Annotated in this window: 17 protein-coding genes and 1 tRNA gene; 6 read left to right on the top strand and 12 right to left on the bottom strand. The window is 48.4% G+C overall.

The window, feature by feature from the left end; all coding sequences use genetic code 11:
- Window positions 1–78: 78 nt before the first annotated feature.
- Window positions 79–1,911, bottom strand: coding sequence for a glutamine--fructose-6-phosphate transaminase (isomerizing) (gene glmS / locus HYX48_05260; GenBank protein MBI2743306.1), 1,833 nt, complete (start codon window positions 1,909–1,911; stop codon window positions 79–81).
- 100 nt (window positions 1,912–2,011) lie between these two features.
- On the opposite strand from glmS, the gene HYX48_05255 reads away from it, so the two are divergent.
- Window positions 2,012–2,521, top strand: a complete 510-nt coding sequence (locus HYX48_05255; protein MBI2743305.1) for an acyl-CoA thioesterase — start codon at window positions 2,012–2,014, stop codon at window positions 2,519–2,521.
- Window position 2,522: 1 nt separating this feature from the next.
- Here HYX48_05255 and HYX48_05250 read toward each other — a convergent pair whose 3' ends face one another.
- The 3 genes from HYX48_05250 to HYX48_05240 form a co-directional block, all read right to left on the bottom strand.
- Entirely contained in the window at window positions 2,523–3,560 is a 1,038-nt protein-coding gene (locus HYX48_05250; protein MBI2743304.1) for a hypothetical protein, read from the bottom strand.
- A 121-nt stretch (window positions 3,561–3,681) separates the two neighbouring features.
- On the bottom strand, window positions 3,682–4,455 hold the full coding sequence (locus tag HYX48_05245; protein MBI2743303.1) for a class I SAM-dependent methyltransferase: 774 nt from the start codon (window positions 4,453–4,455) through the stop codon (window positions 3,682–3,684).
- Window positions 4,452–5,879, bottom strand: coding sequence for an amino acid permease (locus HYX48_05240; GenBank protein ID MBI2743302.1), 1,428 nt, complete (start codon window positions 5,877–5,879; stop codon window positions 4,452–4,454). Before HYX48_05240 ends, HYX48_05245 begins: the two co-directional genes overlap by 4 nt.
- Before the next feature lie 48 nt (window positions 5,880–5,927).
- Between HYX48_05240 and HYX48_05235 the strand changes: the two genes are divergently transcribed.
- Complete coding sequence (locus HYX48_05235) at window positions 5,928–6,884, top strand: D-glycerate dehydrogenase (GenBank protein MBI2743301.1); 957 nt, start codon at window positions 5,928–5,930, stop codon at window positions 6,882–6,884.
- Complete coding sequence (locus tag HYX48_05230; protein MBI2743300.1) at window positions 6,881–8,161, top strand: alkaline phosphatase family protein; 1,281 nt, start codon at window positions 6,881–6,883, stop codon at window positions 8,159–8,161. The genes HYX48_05235 and HYX48_05230 overlap by 4 nt, the downstream gene beginning before the upstream one ends.
- Window positions 8,162–8,534: 373 nt before the next feature.
- Here HYX48_05230 and HYX48_05225 read toward each other — a convergent pair whose 3' ends face one another.
- The 3 genes from HYX48_05225 to HYX48_05215 form a co-directional block, all read right to left on the bottom strand.
- On the bottom strand, window positions 8,535–8,798 hold the full coding sequence (locus HYX48_05225; protein MBI2743299.1) for a hypothetical protein: 264 nt from the start codon (window positions 8,796–8,798) through the stop codon (window positions 8,535–8,537).
- A gap of 11 nt (window positions 8,799–8,809) precedes the next feature.
- The gene (locus tag HYX48_05220; protein ID MBI2743298.1) at window positions 8,810–9,427 is read right to left on the bottom strand and encodes a hypothetical protein; all 618 of its coding nucleotides are present in this window, start codon (window positions 9,425–9,427) and stop codon (window positions 8,810–8,812) included.
- A gap of 69 nt (window positions 9,428–9,496) precedes the next feature.
- A complete protein-coding gene (locus HYX48_05215; protein MBI2743297.1) occupies window positions 9,497–9,895 on the bottom strand; it encodes an SEC-C domain-containing protein in 399 nt (132 codons plus the stop codon).
- A 207-nt stretch (window positions 9,896–10,102) separates the two neighbouring features.
- Here HYX48_05215 and HYX48_05210 point away from each other — a divergent pair, with 207 nt between their 5' ends.
- On the top strand, window positions 10,103–10,663 hold the full coding sequence (locus tag HYX48_05210) for a hypothetical protein (GenBank protein ID MBI2743296.1): 561 nt from the start codon (window positions 10,103–10,105) through the stop codon (window positions 10,661–10,663).
- Window positions 10,664–11,280: 617 nt separating this feature from the next.
- Here the strand turns inward: HYX48_05210 and ppsA are convergent.
- The 4 genes from ppsA to HYX48_05190 all read right to left on the bottom strand — a co-directional run bounded on the left by ppsA (window position 11,281) and on the right by HYX48_05190 (window position 15,984).
- Window positions 11,281–13,653, bottom strand: a complete 2,373-nt coding sequence (ppsA, locus tag HYX48_05205; GenBank protein MBI2743295.1) for a phosphoenolpyruvate synthase — start codon at window positions 13,651–13,653, stop codon at window positions 11,281–11,283.
- Window positions 13,654–13,659: 6 nt separating this feature from the next.
- Window positions 13,660–14,685: an L-threonine 3-dehydrogenase gene (gene tdh / locus HYX48_05200; GenBank protein MBI2743294.1), complete on the bottom strand. Its 1,026-nt coding sequence runs from the start codon at window positions 14,683–14,685 to the stop codon at window positions 13,660–13,662.
- Window positions 14,686–14,689: 4 nt separating this feature from the next.
- Complete coding sequence (locus HYX48_05195) at window positions 14,690–15,880, bottom strand: glycine C-acetyltransferase (GenBank protein MBI2743293.1); 1,191 nt, start codon at window positions 15,878–15,880, stop codon at window positions 14,690–14,692.
- Between the two features lie 22 nt (window positions 15,881–15,902).
- A tRNA-Leu gene (locus HYX48_05190) sits at window positions 15,903–15,984 on the bottom strand.
- A gap of 129 nt (window positions 15,985–16,113) precedes the next feature.
- Between HYX48_05190 and HYX48_05185 the strand changes: the two genes are divergently transcribed.
- Together HYX48_05185 and HYX48_05180 are read left to right on the top strand one after the other, a co-directional pair.
- Entirely contained in the window at window positions 16,114–16,974 is an 861-nt protein-coding gene (locus HYX48_05185) for a hypothetical protein (protein MBI2743292.1), read from the top strand.
- A 34-nt stretch (window positions 16,975–17,008) separates the two neighbouring features.
- Window positions 17,009–17,689 carry a hypothetical protein gene (locus HYX48_05180; GenBank protein ID MBI2743291.1) on the top strand — a complete coding sequence of 227 codons (681 nt, stop codon included), beginning with the start codon at window positions 17,009–17,011 and terminating at the stop codon, window positions 17,687–17,689.
- Window positions 17,690–17,699: 10 nt separating this feature from the next.
- On the opposite strand, the gene HYX48_05175 is transcribed toward HYX48_05180, so the two are convergent.
- Window positions 17,700–19,133, bottom strand: coding sequence for a hypothetical protein (locus tag HYX48_05175; GenBank protein MBI2743290.1), 1,434 nt, complete (start codon window positions 19,131–19,133; stop codon window positions 17,700–17,702).
- Window positions 19,134–19,277 lie beyond the last annotated feature (144 nt).

The raw sequence follows: 19,277 nt of genomic DNA, 5'->3' as shown, positions 1-19,277 counted from the left end.
ATTTTCGTCCGTTTCCTGTCCGTGACTCGTCCGTTGACGTCCATTTCTTCTCCGAGCGCTTCCTTAGCGGGCTGCTTGTTATTCGACGGTGACCGACTTGGCGAGGTTGCGAGGCTGGTCGATGTCGGTGCCGCGTTTTAAGGCGACGTAGTAGGCGAAGAGCTGAGCTGCAACCGAATAGGGGATGCAGGCGAGCTCATCGATGACTGGCGGAAGAGAGATCACGTCGGTTGCAATCGCGCCGATCTCTTGGGCATCTTCGGGTGCAAAAGCGAGAATTGGCGCTCCGCGGGCTTTAACTTCCATGAGGTTACTAAGCATCTTGTCGTAAGTGCGCTTATTGCCGCACATTCCGATTACGGGGAGCTGTGGATTTAGAAGGGCGATGGGTCCGTGCTTCATCTCGCCAGCGGGATAGCCAAGAGCATTGAGGTAGCTGATCTCTTTCAGTTTGAGCGCAGCCTCAAGACCCGTGGTGAACATGTAGTGTCGTCCCAGGAAGAAGAAGTTCTCATATGAGGCGTACTTATTTGCAATGCGCTGGATCTCTTCTTTTTGCGCTAAGATCTTCTGGATTGTTGCAGGCAGCTGCTGAAGCTCAGCGAGAAACGCCTGACCCTCTTCTTTACTCATGTGGCGAAGACGCGCCATCAGGAGCGTAAAGAGAGAGAGCACGGTGAGCTGGCTTGTGAATGCTTTTGTAGAACAGACGCTGATCTCAGGACCTGCTCTTAAGAAGATGCAGTAGTCGGCTTCACGAGTAAGAGTCGAGTTGCGCACGTTGCAAATTCCAAGCACTTTTGCGCCCTTGTTCTTCACTTCGCGCACTGCGGCAATCGTATCCAGTGTTTCGCCAGATTGGCTGATTGCAATTACGAGCGTGTCTTCGGAGACGATCGGGTTTTTATAACGAAATTCTGAAGCGATCTCAGCCTGAGTAGGAATGCGCGCTTTATCCTCTAGCAGGGATGCGGCAACGGAGCCGGCATGCCAAGATGTCCCACAAGCGAGGATAAGAATCCTGCGCACCGAGAGGAGCTCTTTCGGGCTGATTTCGAGATTTTCAAATTCTGCAGTGCCATACTCTTCGATGCAGCGGTTGTGAAAAGCCTGTTGGATCGTGTGTGGCTGCTCGAAGATCTCTTTGAGCATGAAGTGTTCAAAGCCATTTTTTGTGATCGCATGCTGCTCAATTCCAAGTCGGTTCATAGTTACCGAGACCGGAGCGGAAGAGGAGTCGAAAATCTTCACATGCTCTTTTGAAACGAGTGCAACCTCATTATTTCGCAGGAAGACGATGTCGAGATCGGAACTTGAGAAGGCGTTTGCGTCTGAGGCGACGTAGGCCTCAGTGCGCGATGCATTCAGCGCGATCGCAATCGGATTTTCTCTGGCAGCTGCAACGATCTGGTCTGGATGGTCTTTATGAATAATCGCAAGGCCCCAGAAGCCCTGCAAAAGAGCTATCGCCTTCTGAACAGCTGCTAGAAGATCGCCTTCATAGAGATGAGAGATGAGCTGTGCAATGACCTCAGTATCGGTGTCCGATTGAAAGACAAATCCCTTCTTTTTAAGCATCTCGCGGAGCGCATTGTGGTTTTCAATGATCCCGTTATGGACGACAGCTAGGGTGTTGTTCTGATCGAAGTGGGGGTGGGCGTTCTCTTTTGTAGGTTTGCCGTGGGTGGCCCATCTGGTGTGAGAGATGGCGATGTCAAAACTCATTGGAAGAGCATTGACGATCTCTTCGAGAGCGCCAATCTTGCCGATCTCTTTGTAGGAGACGAGCGCCCCTTCATGGATGCCAGCAAGACCTGCCGAGTCGTACCCGCGGTACTCGAGGCGTCTTAATCCTTCTATGCATATTTTTGCCGAGTTGCGCTGTCCGAGGTAGCCAAAAATGCCGCACATAAGAACCGATCCAGGAGGGGTGTGTATTTTAGTTGGAATGTAACAGAAAAGCCGATAAATGTTAACTAAAGTAGAAGACAAGAAATTATTTGAGGTTCTTATGGAGAAGGTGGCATCAAAAAAGGTGAGTGATTCGGCAGTCAATGACCATACCTACAAGGTCTTTCCAAACGATCTCAACTCCAATAAGACAGTGTTTGGAGGCCTAGTCATGGCTATTCTCGACCGAACCGCGCTTGTGGTGGCTGAAAGGCATAGTGGAAGCACTTGCGTTACCGCCTCTGTAGACGCGATGCACTTTCTAGGGCCAGCTCAGGAGGGTGACATTCTCATCTTTAGGGCCTCTGTCAATCGCACCTGGAGGACCTCTATGGAGATTGGAGTTAAAGTTTTAAGTGAACACTATAAGACTGGGGAGAGGCACCATATTCTATCGGCCTACTTCACTTTCGTTGCCGTCGACTCCCAAAAAAAACCTACCCCAGTTCCCACGATTATCCCCGAAACCCCCCTCGAAAAACGCAGGTTTGCCGAAGCCGAAGATCGCAGAACGCGCCGCCGCACAGAATCTGAAGAGCGCCTGAAAAAGCGCGAAGCCTTCAAACTCTGATTTATTCGAGGAAGAAGAGGAGTATGAAGAGAAGGATGAATGTAATAGGGGTAATTAAGCGCATCAGTTCGTCGAGCTTTTTTGCTCGCTTCTCGTTTTTTGGTGACCAGAGCTTCTCGAGAACACTGACTGCTACTGTCACGCCGATGCAGATATAGGAGACCACGAAGATCTTATCGATGAAGGTCATGTAGCCTATCTGGGGCAGATCCTGGTTAATCATAAACTTGGTAGCAATGAAGACCAGGAAGGCAGTCAAGCTCACCATAATGCGGTCTAGGAAGGGCTCTTTATGGGCAAAAAACACTGTGCAAGCGATGCCGAGAACTAAGAAGAGCGGGATGAAGATCTGGTAGACAAAGAATCCATACTTCCTTTCGGTCTCGATCACAACTTCATAGGTCGAATACTCACTGGTATTTCCTAAGTTTTCGAGGATAGGTCCAGGTGTTGTTCCCGCAATGTCGTGTAGTCTCAAGATGGAGGCTTCGTTGCGCGTATCTTCAAGAGCTTTATGAAAAAGCACCTTTCCCTTAGCTGGAACGAACTCTAGGATGTTCTTATCCCATAAAAAGGAGTCGATCTTTATATCCAGAGTTTGCGTGTCAAAAGGGAAGCGTTTGAAGTCGAATCGGGTGCGGAAGTTGCCTGTCACTGCGATGTAGTATTCGACATCTCCATCGGGAAAGATAAATACAGAGCGGTTGTTATAAATCGGGAGGCTCGCTGTAAGAAATTCGATCTGTGGCCACCAGATCTCTTTAAGTATTGCTGCGGCGCGCTCTTCGAGATAGACCTTGGGCTTGTGATCTGTGGCTCCAAATACTAGACGCGGGTCGTTCCATTTAAAGCTGAAGTAGACGTCGGCGAGAAAGGTCTCTGCCTTTTCATCAATGGTAACGAGGTCGACAAGGTAGAAACTGGTCTCCACCTTAACAGGTAGGTTAGGAGGAGGTGAGGTAAAGGTCTCCTCAGCATTCGATTGCGCTTGTACTCGCGAAAAAACGAGCAGGAGTAGAAGGATTAGAAGACGTCGCATAATCCTCATATGCAATAGCCTTCATTTATTTTCAAATAATAGTTTAACAGCTGGGAGCAATGAAAGGGATGCGCTTAATTGCTGGTGAGGATGGGGTAGGTCTCGTTTCTTCTTTTTCTCCTTAAGTTCGAATGCAGGCGAGGGCGAGGAAGAGTGGAAACTCCTGCCTGCTCCGGTTCTCCATTGTAGCTGTAGGGCCAACGCTCTTCTTGTCCGACAGCCACTCCTCCATCTGCTCGATAACAAAGCCCGCCTCTTTTAACCAGAGGCTATAGCTTGAGAGAGGGTGGTGGTAGGTCCAGGTGGAGGCGGACTCATCGCCATGGCTTGGATTTGTTTGAATCGGGATCTCCAGAGGGGAGTAGTACCTGTCGATGCGACGAAATTGGATTTTTTTCTGCTGATCGATTTGCCAAGAGGATTGTCTGGGAATACGGAAGCAGGGGTGGCTGAGAACGAGGATAAATCTCCCGCCTTTTTTTAATAGACTGGCGGCGTTTTTCAACACCATCTGAGGTTCCGCTATATTCTGCAGAGCTAGAATAATTGTGGCGTGTGAAAAGTCGCGCTCTTTGATGGAGAGGGGGAGTTTTAAGTCGGCGACTTTAAAATGATGGGAGGCCTCTTGCTTCTGCCTTTCAGCAGCTTGTATTAGCGAGGGGGAGGCGTCTACGCCTAAGTAGCCAGTCCCGCGCGGAAGGTGTCTTGAGAGGACTCCTTGCCCACAGGCGAGGTCGAGGAGTTTGTTCTCAGATGTTGCAGAGAGGTTAAGGAGCTTCATCACGCCAGGTAGGACGACTCTCTGATGGTAGTAGTGCCCCTTCGGGCCTACGATCTTGTCATACCAGCGATTTGAGCTCTCCCAGGAGTCTTCTCCTCTTACTTCCTTTTTCATGATTTTTCTGGGTGGCTCCACGACGGCTTTCTAAAAGAGAGAATGATAAATGGGCTGATGCAGACTAGAAGCACTCCGACCATTAAAAAGGTGACGTAAAAGCTAGGACAAGCGGTAGATCCTTCCTGAGTAAAAGAGGTGGGAGGAAAGAAACCCACGGTAAAGGAGAAGACTGAGCTTAAAATTCCTATCCCAGCGACGATCCACATGCCCACATTGCCTCCTGGAACCCTATAACTTCTCTCTACTTCTGGACGTTTGTAACGCAGCTTGATTGCCGCTGCAAACATGAGAAAGTACATGATCAGATAGAGCAGGCTGACGAGGACGGTGAGGATCCAGTAGGCGGAGTTAACAGTGGGAAGCAGGATAAAGAGCAGTGAGAGGATGGAGACGATCGCTCCTTGGCAAAGGAGCAGAGTTGTTGGCATCCCATGGCTGTTCACTTTTCTGAAAAGGGGAGGAAGATCTCCAGATTGAGCCGCTGCAAGAAGCCCTCTTGTTGGACCAATGATCCAAGTGCTGACAGCTCCCATGGCGCCAATTGCGATGCAGACGGCGATGTAAGGAGTTAGAAAGCTTAAGTGGCTGCTCTCCACAAAGATGGAGAAGGCTTGAAGCGAGCCGGCTACCAGGCTGATCTTTTCATGAGGAATGACACTTGCGATCGAAAGAACTCCTAGAAGTGTTAATCCTACAATCAGCAAGAAGGTGAGCATGATCGCTTTTGGATAGTCTTTCTGGGGGTTTTTTACATCGCGTGCGTGGATTGCAGACATCTCGATTCCAGCAAGAGTCAGAAGAACTCCGGTAAAAATAATCCATGGCTGCAGGCTGCCCATGTTGGGAAAGAGGCTCTCGGGTGTAAAGTCGATTTGAAGGGGCTTGCCACTAAAGAACCAGGCGATTCCAAGGCCGATAATCAGAAGGCCAGGAAGGAACGTGCCGCAGATCACGCTAAACGAGCTTACCCAACTTGAGAAGCGCATTCCGCGTAGGTTTGCAAGTGTTGCAATCCAGTAGAGAATTAAAATCATTGCTCCAGTGTAGATGCGGCTATGAGCAAGAAGGGGATTGAAGATGTAAGCGATTGTTGCAGCAACAAAAGAGAGTATAGTGGGATACCAGATCACATTCTCAAACCAGAGAAGCCAGATCGCAAGAAACCCCGTTCTGTGGCCGAACGCCTCCTTTACCCAGACGTAGATGCCTCCAAGTTTTGGCCATCCCGTGGCAAGTTCCGCTGAGACGAGTGAGATGGGTAGAAAGAAGACAAGAGCAGCGAGTAGGTAGAAGAAGATAGCTGAGAAGCCATATTCAGCAATAAGCGGCCAGTTTTTTACACTTCCTATTGCAGCCACGTTGATCATGGCAAGAGAGAAGACGCTTAGCGTGCGGACGATTCTAGGTGTAGTACTGGTCATTTAATTTTAAAAATGTGAAAGTAATTTTAGGAACCAGAGCATACCCGTATGAGCAAATTTTCACAGCACATTTTCATTACAAGAAAGATCACTCCTGTAGCTAGAGAGCTGCTCTCTAACCACTTCCATGTGGAGGAGTTCGCTGGAGAGAATGTGATTACAAAAAAAGAGTTGATAGAAGCCGTTAAAAATTGCGATGGATTACTTACAACTTATGTGGATCTTATCGATGAAGAGGTGCTCAGAGCAGGAAAGCGACTCAAGGCGGTCTCCAATTGCGCCGTTGGTTTGGATAACATCGATGTCGCTTCTGCACGTAAGATGGGAATCGCGGTTTATAACACTCCGGACATTGTTACAAATAGCACCGCCGACCTTACACTCGGGATTCTCCTTGCGATGATAAGAAGAATTCCTGAAGCGAGCGCCTACGTCCGTGCCGGGCGGTGGAAGCAGTTTGAACCGATGCTCTTCCTTGGAGAAGAGCTTCAAGGAAAAACATTTGGAATTTTTGGATATGGAAGAATTGGAAAAGCGGTAGCAAGACGTGCTGCAGGCTTTGGACTTAAGATCGTTGTCTATCACAGATCGCAAGTCACTTTTGAGCCCGAGATGGGAAGGTGTATAGAACAGGTTGGCCTTGAGGAGTTTTATAAACGAGTCGACTACTTGTCTCTCCATGTGCCGCTTACAGCTGAGACAAGAAATCTAATCGATCTCTCTTCCATGAAAAAAATGGTTAGAAAACCCATTTTGATCAATTTAGCTCGAGGTGCAATTGTAAACACCGACGATCTCTACAAAGCGCTTACAACAGGGATTCTGCGTGGAGCAGCACTCGATGTAACAGACCCAGAACCTCTTCCTGCCCAACACCCTCTTCTGCATCTCGACAACTGTCTTGTTCTGCCTCATCTGGGGACAGGCACCGAGGAGTGTCGTTATGAAGTTGCAAAGAAAGCGGCCGAAAGTCTTGTTCACCACTTCTCAGCAGCAGCAAGATGATCAATAAACGCTCGATTGAACTCGTCGATGCATCTCACTTCTCTAAGAGTTTTCGCAAGCCTCTATACGACTCCTACTGTTTTTCACGCGTTCCAGGAACCATCAGAGCTCTTCTTGGTTTAGAAGAGGGCCTTCTTCCTGCACTACCAGCCGAGGCTGTTGGTGGGTCTTATGGATCTCACGACCTCGTTATCCTTCTTTTTGTAGATGGTTTTGGCTGGCAATTTTTTGAAAAATACGCCGACAAGTATCCCTTTCTAAAGAGATTTAAAAAAGAGGGTGTTGTTAGTAAGATCACCTCTCAATTTCCTTCGACGACAGCTGCTCATGTGACGACGATGAACACGGGGCTTCCTGTGGGCCAGAGCGGCGTGTATGAGTGGTTTTACTATGAGCCCAAATTAGATTGCGTAATCTCACCTCTTCTCTTCTCTTTTGCCGGAGATGGAAGAATCGAAACTCTAAAAAAGACGGGCATCTCGCCCAAAGAGATCTACCCAACTCACACCTTTTACGAGCAGCTGCACAAGGAGGGTGTGAGAAGTTTTGCGATGCAGCACTATACGATTTCACAATCTGTCTATTCGCAAGTCATGCTTAAGGGAGCGAAGGCTCTCCCTTACGGGAAAATTGGGCAGGCGCTTGAGAATCTCGTGGAGATCTGTAGTGAAGTCAAAGATGAGCCCCACTACGTCTTTCTCTATTTCAGCGACATCGACTCGATGGGACACCGTTATGGAGTTGGTTCAGAGGCTTTTGAAAAGGCTATGGACGAGTTCTGGAGTGAGATGGAGAAGAGTTTTTGGCAGAAGCTGGAAAATAGCGACCGAAAAATTGCGTGTGCAGTCATCTCCGATCATGGGATGGTCTCTGTAGATCCCAAAAAGACCACCTACCTAAATCTAGAAATGCCAATCGAAAAGCATATTCAGCGCAACCGCAAAGGAGAGCTTATCGCGCCTGCGGGGTCGTGCAGAGATTTCTTTCTCCATATCAAAGAGGAAGATCTGCTTGAAATGCAAGAGACTTTAAGAAAGTTTCTGGATGGTCGGGCAGAGGTTTACCTTACAGATAGCTTGATTCAAGAGGGGATTTTCGGACAGCTGCCACTCTCTAAAGAGTTTTTAGGACGCGTGGGAAATCTGGTGATCTTGCCATATAAGGGAGAGGCTGTCTGGTGGTATGAGAAGAACCATTTTGAGCAGCACTTTTTTGGAGCGCATGGCGGGCTTACGAAAGAGGAGATGGAGATTCCCTTCCTCTTTATAGAAAAATAGGACACTGGAATCCCCAGTGTCCTATCTCAAGGACTATTTCGCTTTTTTCTTCTCGAGCTTAGCAGCGCGCTTCTCTTTAAGCGTCTTCTGCGGCTTTTTGCGATCTTCTTTGCGTACTTCTTTTTCTTTTACCATAAATTCCTCCAAAAAATCAGACACCTCAACGGTAGCCGATCAAATTTTTTCTGACAAAAGAAAACCTTTTGGAGTGCGGCGACTCGGCGCCGCTTTTCTTGAGATCGACCTGGCGATCTCTCTTAATTGCAAACAGGTATAACAAGAAGCGTCCATGCTAGAAAAAATCGACAAGTCGATTTTAAGAAAAGCGGCGCCGAGTCGCCGCACTCCAAAAAAAGAGCTTCTCTATTCTTTCTTAGGGGAGGCAGGAGCGGAAGAGATTAAGACCATCAATGGCCAGGTTTGCACCGAAGATGATCACAACCGGAACGGCGATAGCTGGCCATTCGATCACTAGGAATACGCCGAAGAGGGCAAGAGCGCACATCCCAACAAGCTGGGCCGTAAACCAGAAACTAAATCCGGAACAGTTCTGCTTGCCAATTGTTTCAGCATCCGCCGTGAACTCTGGAAAGTTGAAAGTGTGGCTAGAAGGAGTAAGATGAGCTGCTTGTGTCATTGGAGGTCTTCCTATTTGTGTAGTTTTGCTCTTACATAGTGGTTCAGGTTCACGTTATAGAGAATAAACTCGTACGTTCCAAACCAAGCGTTGCTTGCGCCGATAACTATATGGTCCTCATAGAGCCACTCTTGTGAAAGCCAACGGTCGCGCCTATCGATTTCGAACCCTACTCGATTTTCCAGGTAGATGATTGCGCCATCTTCTGAATGGGTAGATACGAAATGAGAGTGCTCGCCGCGGTCGTATGGTTCGCGAATGACATCCACGAGAATATAGGTCTTAGTGCGTAGGTTTTTGAGCCAGTACAGGTTTGAAGAAAATGGCATGTAGTTTGGAGAGAGGAGAAGAGGGTCTCCTGGGATCCAAGAGGCCGCTTCGCTGCGGTATGATGGTTCAACACGCCAGTTTGACCCATCTCCAAGGCCGATATCTCTTCCCTCAACTGCACTCTCTCTTAACCAGTTGTGTGTGAGCGCAAAGAGGGGAAGATTCTCTGGGTTCTCTTCCGGAACTTGGGAGATCTGCGGTGGAGCAACAGGGTGAGGCGTAGTTGATGTGGAAAAGGCGCTATTTACGATAAGAAAAGTGAAAGCTGAGGCCAGAAGAGTTTTCGTAAAGGAGGTCATATCGCATTCCTAGTGGTAGTGTCGGCAAGTTGTGCATAGAGGTTAACAGAGGAATCCTATTTGAAAAAACTAGAAAATTGAGCCGCTGAGGTATAGCCACCGTCCTTTTAGCTTTTCAAAGCGACTTCTCTCGGTAAATGTCCTGTCTTGTCCAGCCTGTCTTAAATGGGCTGTAAAGGTAACAAATCCGACCTCGCTTCCCTCTTCGGCGCCCAGTATCTCTAGGCGTTCAAAGTCGGTGTTTGTTGAAAAGGCTAGAAGCTGTTTTTTCCAAGCCTCTCTATCTTGTCCCCAGTCGTGGTGCAGCGGGTGGGTCGTCTCAATGATATAGTCGATAACTCCCAATGCGTAGGCAGAGTAGCGGGAGCGCATGAGCTCGAGGGCTGTTTTGGGGAGTTCTCCTCTATGGAAGGGTCCGCAGCATTTTGAATAATCTCTACCTGTTCCACAGGGGCATGATTCGTTCATGTATTAAGGGTTTGTTAAGATTTTTGTTTTGTAAACAAGTAATAATAAGAAGTTAAAAATTTGTAATTAATAATAACCAATTAATTTTGACAAACTAATGTTTTATTATATATTATAAGCATAGAGGCGTAATGTTAATTATAAATATCGCCTCTCGCTACCTGGAATTTCTTCCGGGTGGCAATTGTTGCAAAATCGGGGGTATCTATGCAACCACATGTGTTGACAAATGGACAGTCTGACGCACATCAAGCCACTTTCTCTGTAGATGGTCACGTTAACGGGGCCCATCTTCAAGAGACAGTGCTAGCTCAGCCCGTTAGAAAGAATTTTTCTTTAGAAGAGCGCGCTGGCTTTTATTCAGGAGAAGATCGCTTAACACTACAGAACCATAACGTTCTGCGTGTACGCGAACTCCAAGAGATGAACGATAATCTTCAGAGAGACATTGCTAGAAAAGAAAAGCTCATTTCGGGCGCTTCTGATCCTTTAGCACTTTCTGCTGATATCGAACATGCTAAAATCATGATTGCTCGCAATACAGGCGAGGTCTTGAAAATCCATACAGAAGATGAAGAGCGTCGAAGACGTATTGCTGAACTTGAAGCACAAAATATCAAATTGCGTGCTGATATGGTTACAATGCAGAGCAGGTTCATCACAGACCACGATCCTCATTCTCGTACAAGACATGCTGCGGACTTCTTCCTTAGCAAGTCGAAGTTTGAGAACAATATCGCGGAACTTATTGAACTCGGCCAGCTGTAACGCTAGTGCACCAAAAGTGCAACAGCACAGCAAGGGGATAGCCTTCGGGCTATCCTTTTTTTTATGTTTTAATTTTTTTCTTCTTAGTTGAATAGACATGTCGGATGGTGTGCGCTTGCGCCACACCTCCTGCGACCTCCTTGCGCTTCACCTCGCTTTGCCAAACCGTGTGCTCGAAAACAGAGTGGGCCATTGCCCTACCCTGTACGCCTGGCCGGCTTTCCTGCGCTTCGGTTTTGCTGTGCGATCTGAAGCGATCGGCTGCTCGAGGCAGCTCATCCCACCCCTGTCGGTGCGGGCCCCTTTCGCGTCCAGTCGCAGGGCTAGGCAAAGAGTTTGAAGAGAAAGGTCTTCAGTCTCTTTATCTACTACTGCGACTGGACGCGAAAGGGACCCGCGCACAGCAAAATTGCACCCGCAGGAGAGCGCGGTGAGCGCGCCAACGGGGTAGTACTCTGTACACCCCTTCTCCGAGGACGCGATTTGGCAAAGCGAGATGCAGCGCAAGAGGGTCGCAGGGAGGCCCCGAGAGAAAGCGCAGCTTTCCCCTGGCCTACCCGACATGTCTATTCTGCTAATTTATACATTCTAAAAAACAATAAAGAATATTACAGGGGCTATTTCTTCTTTTTGGAGGTGAGTTGGTGGATGGTAGGGAGGATGCTGTCGGGGTTGAGCGAGAGGGAGTCGATGCCTGAGGAGACGAGGAATTCGGCGAAGTCCGGGTAGTCGCTTGGCGCCTGGCCGCAGATACCGACCTTTCTGCCTTTTCGGTGGGCGACTTTTATCAGGTCGGAGATCATCTTTTTCACAGAGGGATTGCGCTCATCGAAGAGGGGAGCAAGCTCTGCCGAGTCGCGGTCTATCCCTAAGATAAGCTGAGTTAGATCGTTCGATCCGATGGAGAAGCCATCAAAGCGGTCTGAAAACTCTTCAGCCAAGATGATATTGGAGGGGATTTCGGCCATGACATAGACTTGCAGACCCTCTTCGCCTCTTTTCAGGCCATTTTCAGCCATCACCTCAAGAACGCGGTCGGCCTCTTCAAGAGTTCTGCAGAAAGGGATCATAGGAAGTGTGTTGGTGAGGCCCATCTTTTTTCTCACCTGGCAGAGGGCGGCGCACTCGAGGTCGAAGCCTTCGCGATAGCGGGGATTGTAGTAGCGAGAGGCTCCGCGAAAGCCCAGCATTGGATTCTCTTCTTTCGGCTCAAAATACTCGCCGCCGATCAGATTGGCATACTCGTTTGTCTTAAAATCGCTCATGCGGACGATCACGGGATGGGGATAACGCGTAGCTGCGATTTTTGCGATGCCCTCTGCGAGCTTATCGATGAAATACTGCTTCTTATCTTTATAACCCGCGGTTAGCTTCTCGATAGTTTTTCTTGTTTTTGCATCTTTAACCCTTTCAGGATGAACAAGAGCCATCGGATGGATCTTGATGATGTTGTTGATGATAAACTCCATCCTAGCAAGTCCAACCCCCTTGGCGGGGAGCTGCCAGGTGCGGAAGGCAGCTTCAGGACTTGCGATATTAAGCATGATCTGAACAGGCGTCTCGGGGATCTTATCAAGGCTGATCTCGTTCTCTTCAAAATCCACTTTTCCAGCGTAGACGAAGCCGCGCTCTCCCTCTGCACAGGAGAGTGTGATCTGCGCTCCATTTTTTATCGTTCTGGTTGCACTGCCGCAGCCGACGATAGCGGGAAGACCAAGCTCTCTACTGACGATAGCCGCATGTGAGGTGCGCCCTCCGTGATCCGTAATGATCCCTGCGGCCTCTTCCATGATCGGCACCCAATCCGGGGAGGTCATCGGAGTCACAAGAATCGATCCCTTCTTGAACTTGCCTATCTCTGAAATTGTCTTAATCACCTGAGCGGGAGCCGTCACGATCGCCTCGCCAATTGCGAGCCCCTCGGCTACTACTTTTCCTCTACGCTTAATGTTATAGCTCTTGTAGGTCGCACCCTTCTTCTGCGAGTGGATCGTTTCTGGTCGCGCTTGCACGATGTAGAGCTTTCCGCTCTTGCCATCTTTTGCCCACTCGATATCCATTGCTCGCTTATAGTGGCGCTCGATTTGAGCTGCCCATTTTCCTAGCGTGAGGATCTCCTGGTCGCTCAATACGTACGCAGCCTGCTCTTTTTTAGAGGTGGTGATGTTTCTGGTGCGTCCGCCCTTTGCATAGACTAGCTTCTTCTCTTTCTTTCCCAGAGTTTTTTCTAAAATAGGCAGCAGTGTTTTCTTGCCGAGAAGGGGTTTAAAAACCAGGTACTGATCTGGCACGATGGCTCCCTGGACCACATTCTCTCCAAGCCCCCATCCGGCAGAGATCATCACAACGCCTGGGAAGCCGCTTTCTGGATCTAGCGTAAAGATCACGCCTGAGCCCGCAAGGTCTGCACGGACCATCTTCTGTATGCCAATGGAAAGCGCCACCTGCATCTGGTCGAAGCCCTGGGTGTGGCGGTAGAAGATGGCTCGATCTGTAAATAGGGAGACGAAACATTTAATGCAGGCGTCGATCAGATCCTCTTCACCCACGACATTCAAGAAGCTCTCCTGCTGTCCCGCGAAGCTCGCAGTCGGCAGATCTTCCGCGGTCGCGCTGCTTCTTACAGCGACATCTATCTCTTTTCGAGAGTCCTGCTTTGAAAGTGTCTTGTAGGCTGTCTTGATTGCGGTGGTGAGAGAGTCGGGGAGGGTCGACCTTCCGATCATGCTGCGGATAGCTTTTCCCGTGCGTCTAAGGCCAGCCTCGTCGCCCTTCCATCTCTTTAGCTCGTTTCGGATCTTCTCTTTTAAATGGTTATGCTTAAGAAAGTCCCAATAGGCGTCTGCAGTGGTTGCAAAGCCATCTGGAACAGCGATTCCTTGACTGCTTAAGTTTGAGAACATCTCGCCTAGAGAGGCGTTTTTTCCGCCAACTAAGGGCGTGTCCGTAGCTTTAAGCTCTGAGAACCAGCGGATGTATTTTTCGTGCATCTATATTTACGACCAATTCAGAATAACTTTCCCTGACTGCCCTGCGAGCATGACATCGAAAGCTTTCTGGAAGTCGTCTGCCGCGAATGTGTGTGTGACCACAGGTTTGACGTCCAGCCCGCTTTGCAGCATGCTAGCCATCTTATACCAGGTCTCAAACATTTCGCGTCCATAAATACCTTTAATGAAGAGACTCTTAAAGATCACTCTTGTCCAAGCGATCGAGGCTCCATCAGGAAGAATTCCCAAGAGGGCGATCTTGCCCCCGTGATTCATTGCGTCGATCATGTTCTGAAAGGCAGATGGGCTGCCAGACATCTCAAGACCCACATCGAAGCCCTCTTTCATCCCGAGCTCTTTCATCACCTCGGTGAGGTTTGTCTCTTTAACGTTAACGGCGCGTGTAACGCCCATCTTCTTAGCGAGGTTGAGGCGATACTCGTTGATGTCGGTAATTACAACGTGGCGAGCGCCTACATGACGAGCAATTGCCGCAGCCATGATTCCAATTGGGCCGGCGCCAGTGATCAGTACGTCTTCACCGACAAGATCGAAAGAGAGGGCCGTGTGAACTGCATTTCCAAGGGGATCGAAGAAGGAGGCGATCTCATCGCTGATATCTTCTGGAACGGGGAAAGCGTTAGACGCAGGGATGGCGATATACTCAGCAAAACAGCCCGTACGATTTACTCCCACTCCCAGCGTGTTTCTGCAAAGGTGGAACTTGCCGGCTCTACAGTTTCTGCACTGGCCGCAGATCAGGTGGCCTTCTCCAGAGACGCGATCTCCGCGATTGAAGCCAGAGACGGCGCTTCCAACCTTCTCAACAGTGCCCACAAACTCGTGTCCCACAGTCATTGGAACAGGAATAGTATCTTGAGCCCACTTGTCCCACTGGTAGATGTGAAGATCGGTTCCGCAGATTGCGGTCTTTTTTATCTTGATGAGCAGGTCGTTGGGTCCAACCTCTGGCATCGGAGCGTCATACATCCAGAGACCCGTCTCTCTCTTCAGTTTTCCAAGCGCTTTCATATGATTAAATGACTCCGAGTTTGCGGCCTACTTTTGCGAAAGCGGCGAGCGCGTGTTCAATGTGTTTTTTCTCGTGTCCCGCTGAGATCTGCACGCGGATGCGCGCCTTATCTTTAGGAACAACAGGGTAGGAGAAGGCAATCACGTAGATTCCCTCGTGAAGAAGCTCGCTTGCAAGTTCACTTGCAAGCTTTGCATCGCCGAGCATCACAGGGATAATCGGGTGACTTCCTGGAACCAGTTTAAATCCTAGCTTCTCCATTCCTGTGCGGAAGTGGATCGTATTTTCTTTAAGTCTCTTTCTGAGCTCTCCGCTCGATTCGAGAAGATTTAATACTTCTAAAGAGGTGGCTGTAATCACAGGAGCGAGTGTGTTCGAGAAGAGGTAGGGGCGCGAACGCTGTCTAAGCCATTCGATGATCTCTTTTCGTCCGCTTGTGTATCCACCGGAGGCGCCGCCAAGTGCCTTGCCAAGCGTCCCGGTGATGATGTCGACTCGGTCCATCACCTTGCAGAGCTCGTGCGTTCCTCGTCCATTTTCACCCACAAAACCCACAGCGTGAGAGTCATCCACCATTACGAGCGCATCATACTTATCTGCTAGATCGCAGATCGCTTGCAAGTTGGCGATGATCCCGTCCATCGAGAAGACGCCATCTGTTGCAATCAGGCGAAATCTGCAATCCTTTGCTTCGCGCAGTTTGCTCTCGAGATCCTGCATATCATTGTTGCGGTAGCGGAAACGCTTTGCTTTGCAGAGGCGGATCCCGTCGATGATGCTGGCATGGTTGAGCTCGTCGCTGATGATCGCATCCTCTTCAGAGAGGAGCGTTTCAAAGAGGCCTCCATTGGCATCGAAGCAAGAAGAGTAGAGAATGGTATCTTCTGTTCCTAGAAAGTGGGAGAGGCGCTTTTCTAGCTCTTTGTGAATCGTCTGTGTTCCGCAGATAAAGCGGACCGAGGAGAGGCCAAAGCCGTAGGTTGAGAGGGCTTCTTGCGCCGCTTTTACAAGCGCTGGATGGTTTGAGAGGCCAAGGTAGTTGTTGGCGCAGAAGTTGAGAACATCGCTCGTTCCGTTTTTTACGTGGATCGCAGCCTGTTGAGGGGAGGAGATCACCCTCTCGCTCTTGTACAGCCCTGCCCCCTTCAGCTCTTGAAGTTGAGAGCTTAAGCTTTTTAAAAGATCATCTCTCATCGCGCGCTCCATTAACAAGAAATGCCCAGGATAGGACTCGAACCTACATACCTTGCGGCACCAGAACCTAAATCTGGCGTGTCTACCAATTTCACCACCTGGGCAGGTAGGCTGGTAACTGTATGATTTTCAGCTCCTTTTCGTCAAGTTGTTAACTCATATTTTTAATTCTACGCCTTCCTTGAGAAGAAACAAAATTTCAGTTAAAATAACTGCTCCAAACAGGAGATTTTATGGCCTTTTTAACTGGTATCCTTCCCATCTACAAAGAGTACATCTACCTTAATGACCAGAATGAGTTACAGACTCGTCAATTAAATATTTTAGAATACATTTTCAGGCAGGTATTCGGCTGGTACGAGGAGACTCACCTTAAAACCGTTCTTGAGCAGGCATACCCGTTGACTTTTGATCATGACTGGAAGATATCGGATGAAAATTCGCAAAAGTTACTAAGGCTCATTGAAAAAGCCAATGCTTTAGAGCAAGTAGGAGAGATAAAAACGTTCGTCGGCAGCTTTAGTGACGAACCTGATAACTACACCTCTGAGGTTACAGCTCAATACTCAATGGTGGCTCGGAGAGACCCAGCTGCTCCTACGCAGATCTATGCAGTTACGTTTGATGTGAAGATTAAGGACTTCTTGGATCGTGAAACAAACTGCAGATTTGGAATTGTCAAAGATCGAGAAGATCGCCTTGTGGTCAAGATGCCCTGGAATGCTTTCCAAGGTTCCCGACTCTCATCGTCGATAGATTCTGTTGCAGAGGATTTAGCTAGCCCGGTTGCTAAAATCATAAATGGTGTGCTCCGAGGCGTTCTAACTGGCAGCCAGATGCCCAAGTTATATACCTATCTTGTCTGGCACGAGCATTCATACAACGATGAGATTCAAAAAGATGGCATGAGTGCAATCGGCTGGTCTTCTACGAATGATTTTGGAACTGATTATGGAACTATAAGAGATGGCGTTTCAAAGTACCGTCAATATTCTACTGGAGCTGCAGGCGGCGATCCCTACCCACAGCTCTCTCTGCAGTTTGCATTTCAAAACATGATACAATTAGAGAACGGCTACAACATTTTTGTGTAAGTAGGCGTGCTTCCCATAATAAAACGAGGATTTTATGGCCTTTTTATCTTGTGTTCTTCCCACGTACGACTACAGCTACTTCAATGATGCAAATCAGCTGCAGACGATGCAGCTCAATATTCTCCAATGCATCTTCCGCAGACTATTTGGCTGGTATGAGGAGACCCATATAAAGAATGTCGTAAATGAAGCCTACATGCGGACCTTTGAAGGTAGAAGCATTGGGGACGCTGCAGAAGATCAGCAGTTTCTTCGACTCCTGCAAAAAGCAGATCACGCCTATGGCGAGTATTATGCGCCTCTGAGCCGAGTTAGCACTCCTCAAACACCATTTTTTGCTCGCTATAACCTCGCCTATAGAAATCCGGAAGGCGGAGGGGACTTAAAGATCGTTCATTTAATTTTCTATATTGGAAATCGAGCGGTTGCATCTGCAAATCACAATGGGTCGAAGTTCGCTCCTAACAATGCTTATGATGAGAGGGAGCGACTTGTGGAAGAGAAGCGCACAGAAGCGACCTTTGGAGGATATATAACGGAGTATATGCAAAACAGAGATGTGTCCGATGTTTCAGGAGAAGTAAGCAGGCTTCGAACAGAAGGAAAGCATCTTAATGCTCGTTTTGCTGATTTTATAAAATCCGGAGAGCCAGAAGATATTGTGAATATCTTTAAAAACCGGCTCTCCTTCAAATTTGCTGTTTCCCAGTTCTAAAATTCGTTGTTTATTGCCTTCCGTTTTTTGTAGGGGTGGTAGGGCGCCTAACAGGCGACCTTCCTCGCTGGGATGCAGTGCCGGCGGCTCCTGCCCCGGCTCCAGTAGATAGTGCTGTTTTTGCAGGGGATTGAGACGAGGGGCGTCTCAATGTTGACTCTTTCTTGGGAGAACCTCCCGATGATCCAACTGAAACAGAGATCTCGCTAAGTTCTGCGGCTCCTTGCGGTGGCTGAAGAGCAAAAGCTTTAACAGGAGCAAAGGCGGGCACGGGTCCGCTTGCTGGGCTGCGCCGTGGAAGGACAGGAGGGGACTGCTGTCTACCAAAAGTAGGCGCTGCTGCCGGTGCCGCCTGTTTACCATCCCCCTTAAATTCGAGTCCAAGTCCAGCAGCTCCGGCTCCAGAGTTTCTACGAGTGGGGCTCGTGGCTATTGAGGCGGGATTATCTAATCTCTCTCGGAAGCGTCTCTCTTGACGACTACGTAAAAAATGAAGAACAGGAAGCATTGAATTTTCATCTAGGAGTGCAATCTCTTCCGCCTCGGTAGGAAAACTTGCTGTGGTATCTAATCTAATGGAATTAACTGCGTCAAGAAATGGTCCGATAACAGAAATAACTTCCTTCTCCGAAGAGAGAAACCTTGCGAGCGACTCTTTTAAATGACGTTTTCCAGCTTTTTCAAATGTGTCTACATTTTTTAAAATCAGAACTCTTAGCGCCTGCTTATTAGCTTGATCACTTAACAAGCCGAGTTTTTCCATTTTTGTTAGTTGTGTTGGCCTCTCGTGGCAAGGAGAAGAGTTGATCCAATCCCTTGTCAAGCTAACGGCAACAATTCCAATGCGCGTTCTTTCACTTTCTAAAGTTGCAGCGATTCTGCTTCGTGAGAGCGCCATTGGTTCGCTGTATGTCGTTGTTGTGTAGTTCTTGAATAGGATAGAGAGTGCGCTAAAAACGGCCCAGGTTGATGAGAAGACTTTGGTTATCACTAGAGCTGATGCCCATCCTGGAGAGCCTTCGAAGGTCACGACATCTGAAGGAATCGAATTGCCGATAATATACAGAACGCCAAAGACCACTGCTAGCACAATTACTTTTCTATTTAACAGCGCTGGGTGTTGAAGAAGGGCTTGAAGGCAGTTGGGGTGTTCTATCTTTCTGACGCACTCATCTACCTTAGTTCTATCCTCGAGAAGCTGCTGGCTAACCTCACCAGCAAAAAAAGAGCTGTCGAGCTGAAAGCGCAACATCTTCATGTGCTCTTTAGAGTACGTCTTTTTTAAGAATGACTCATCGCGCACAAGCGCTCTTGCTTGGGGGCTTGCTTCTTTGGGAAATAGGAGTTGTAGATCGCTCTCTTCTGCTGATGAATCGGAGGAGTCGCGCATTGTGTGTAGAGAGGGAAAAGTGGCTGCTGTGGCGTCTGCTGGTCGAACTGACATAAATTAATTCTCCATAATAAATATTCTGAATAATATAATTATCGAAGCATTAAAATAGAACTAAAAAATCTTCTGCAATAGAGTATTTAATTTATCTTTTTTGGAGTGCGGCGACTCGGCGCCTGCTTAAAATCAGAGGAGATC

The organism is Chlamydiales bacterium, assembly GCA_016185065.1.
In the GTDB taxonomy this organism is placed as follows: domain Bacteria; phylum Chlamydiota; class Chlamydiia; order Chlamydiales; family Rhabdochlamydiaceae.
This window is presented reverse-complemented; position numbering and strand designations above follow the sequence as displayed.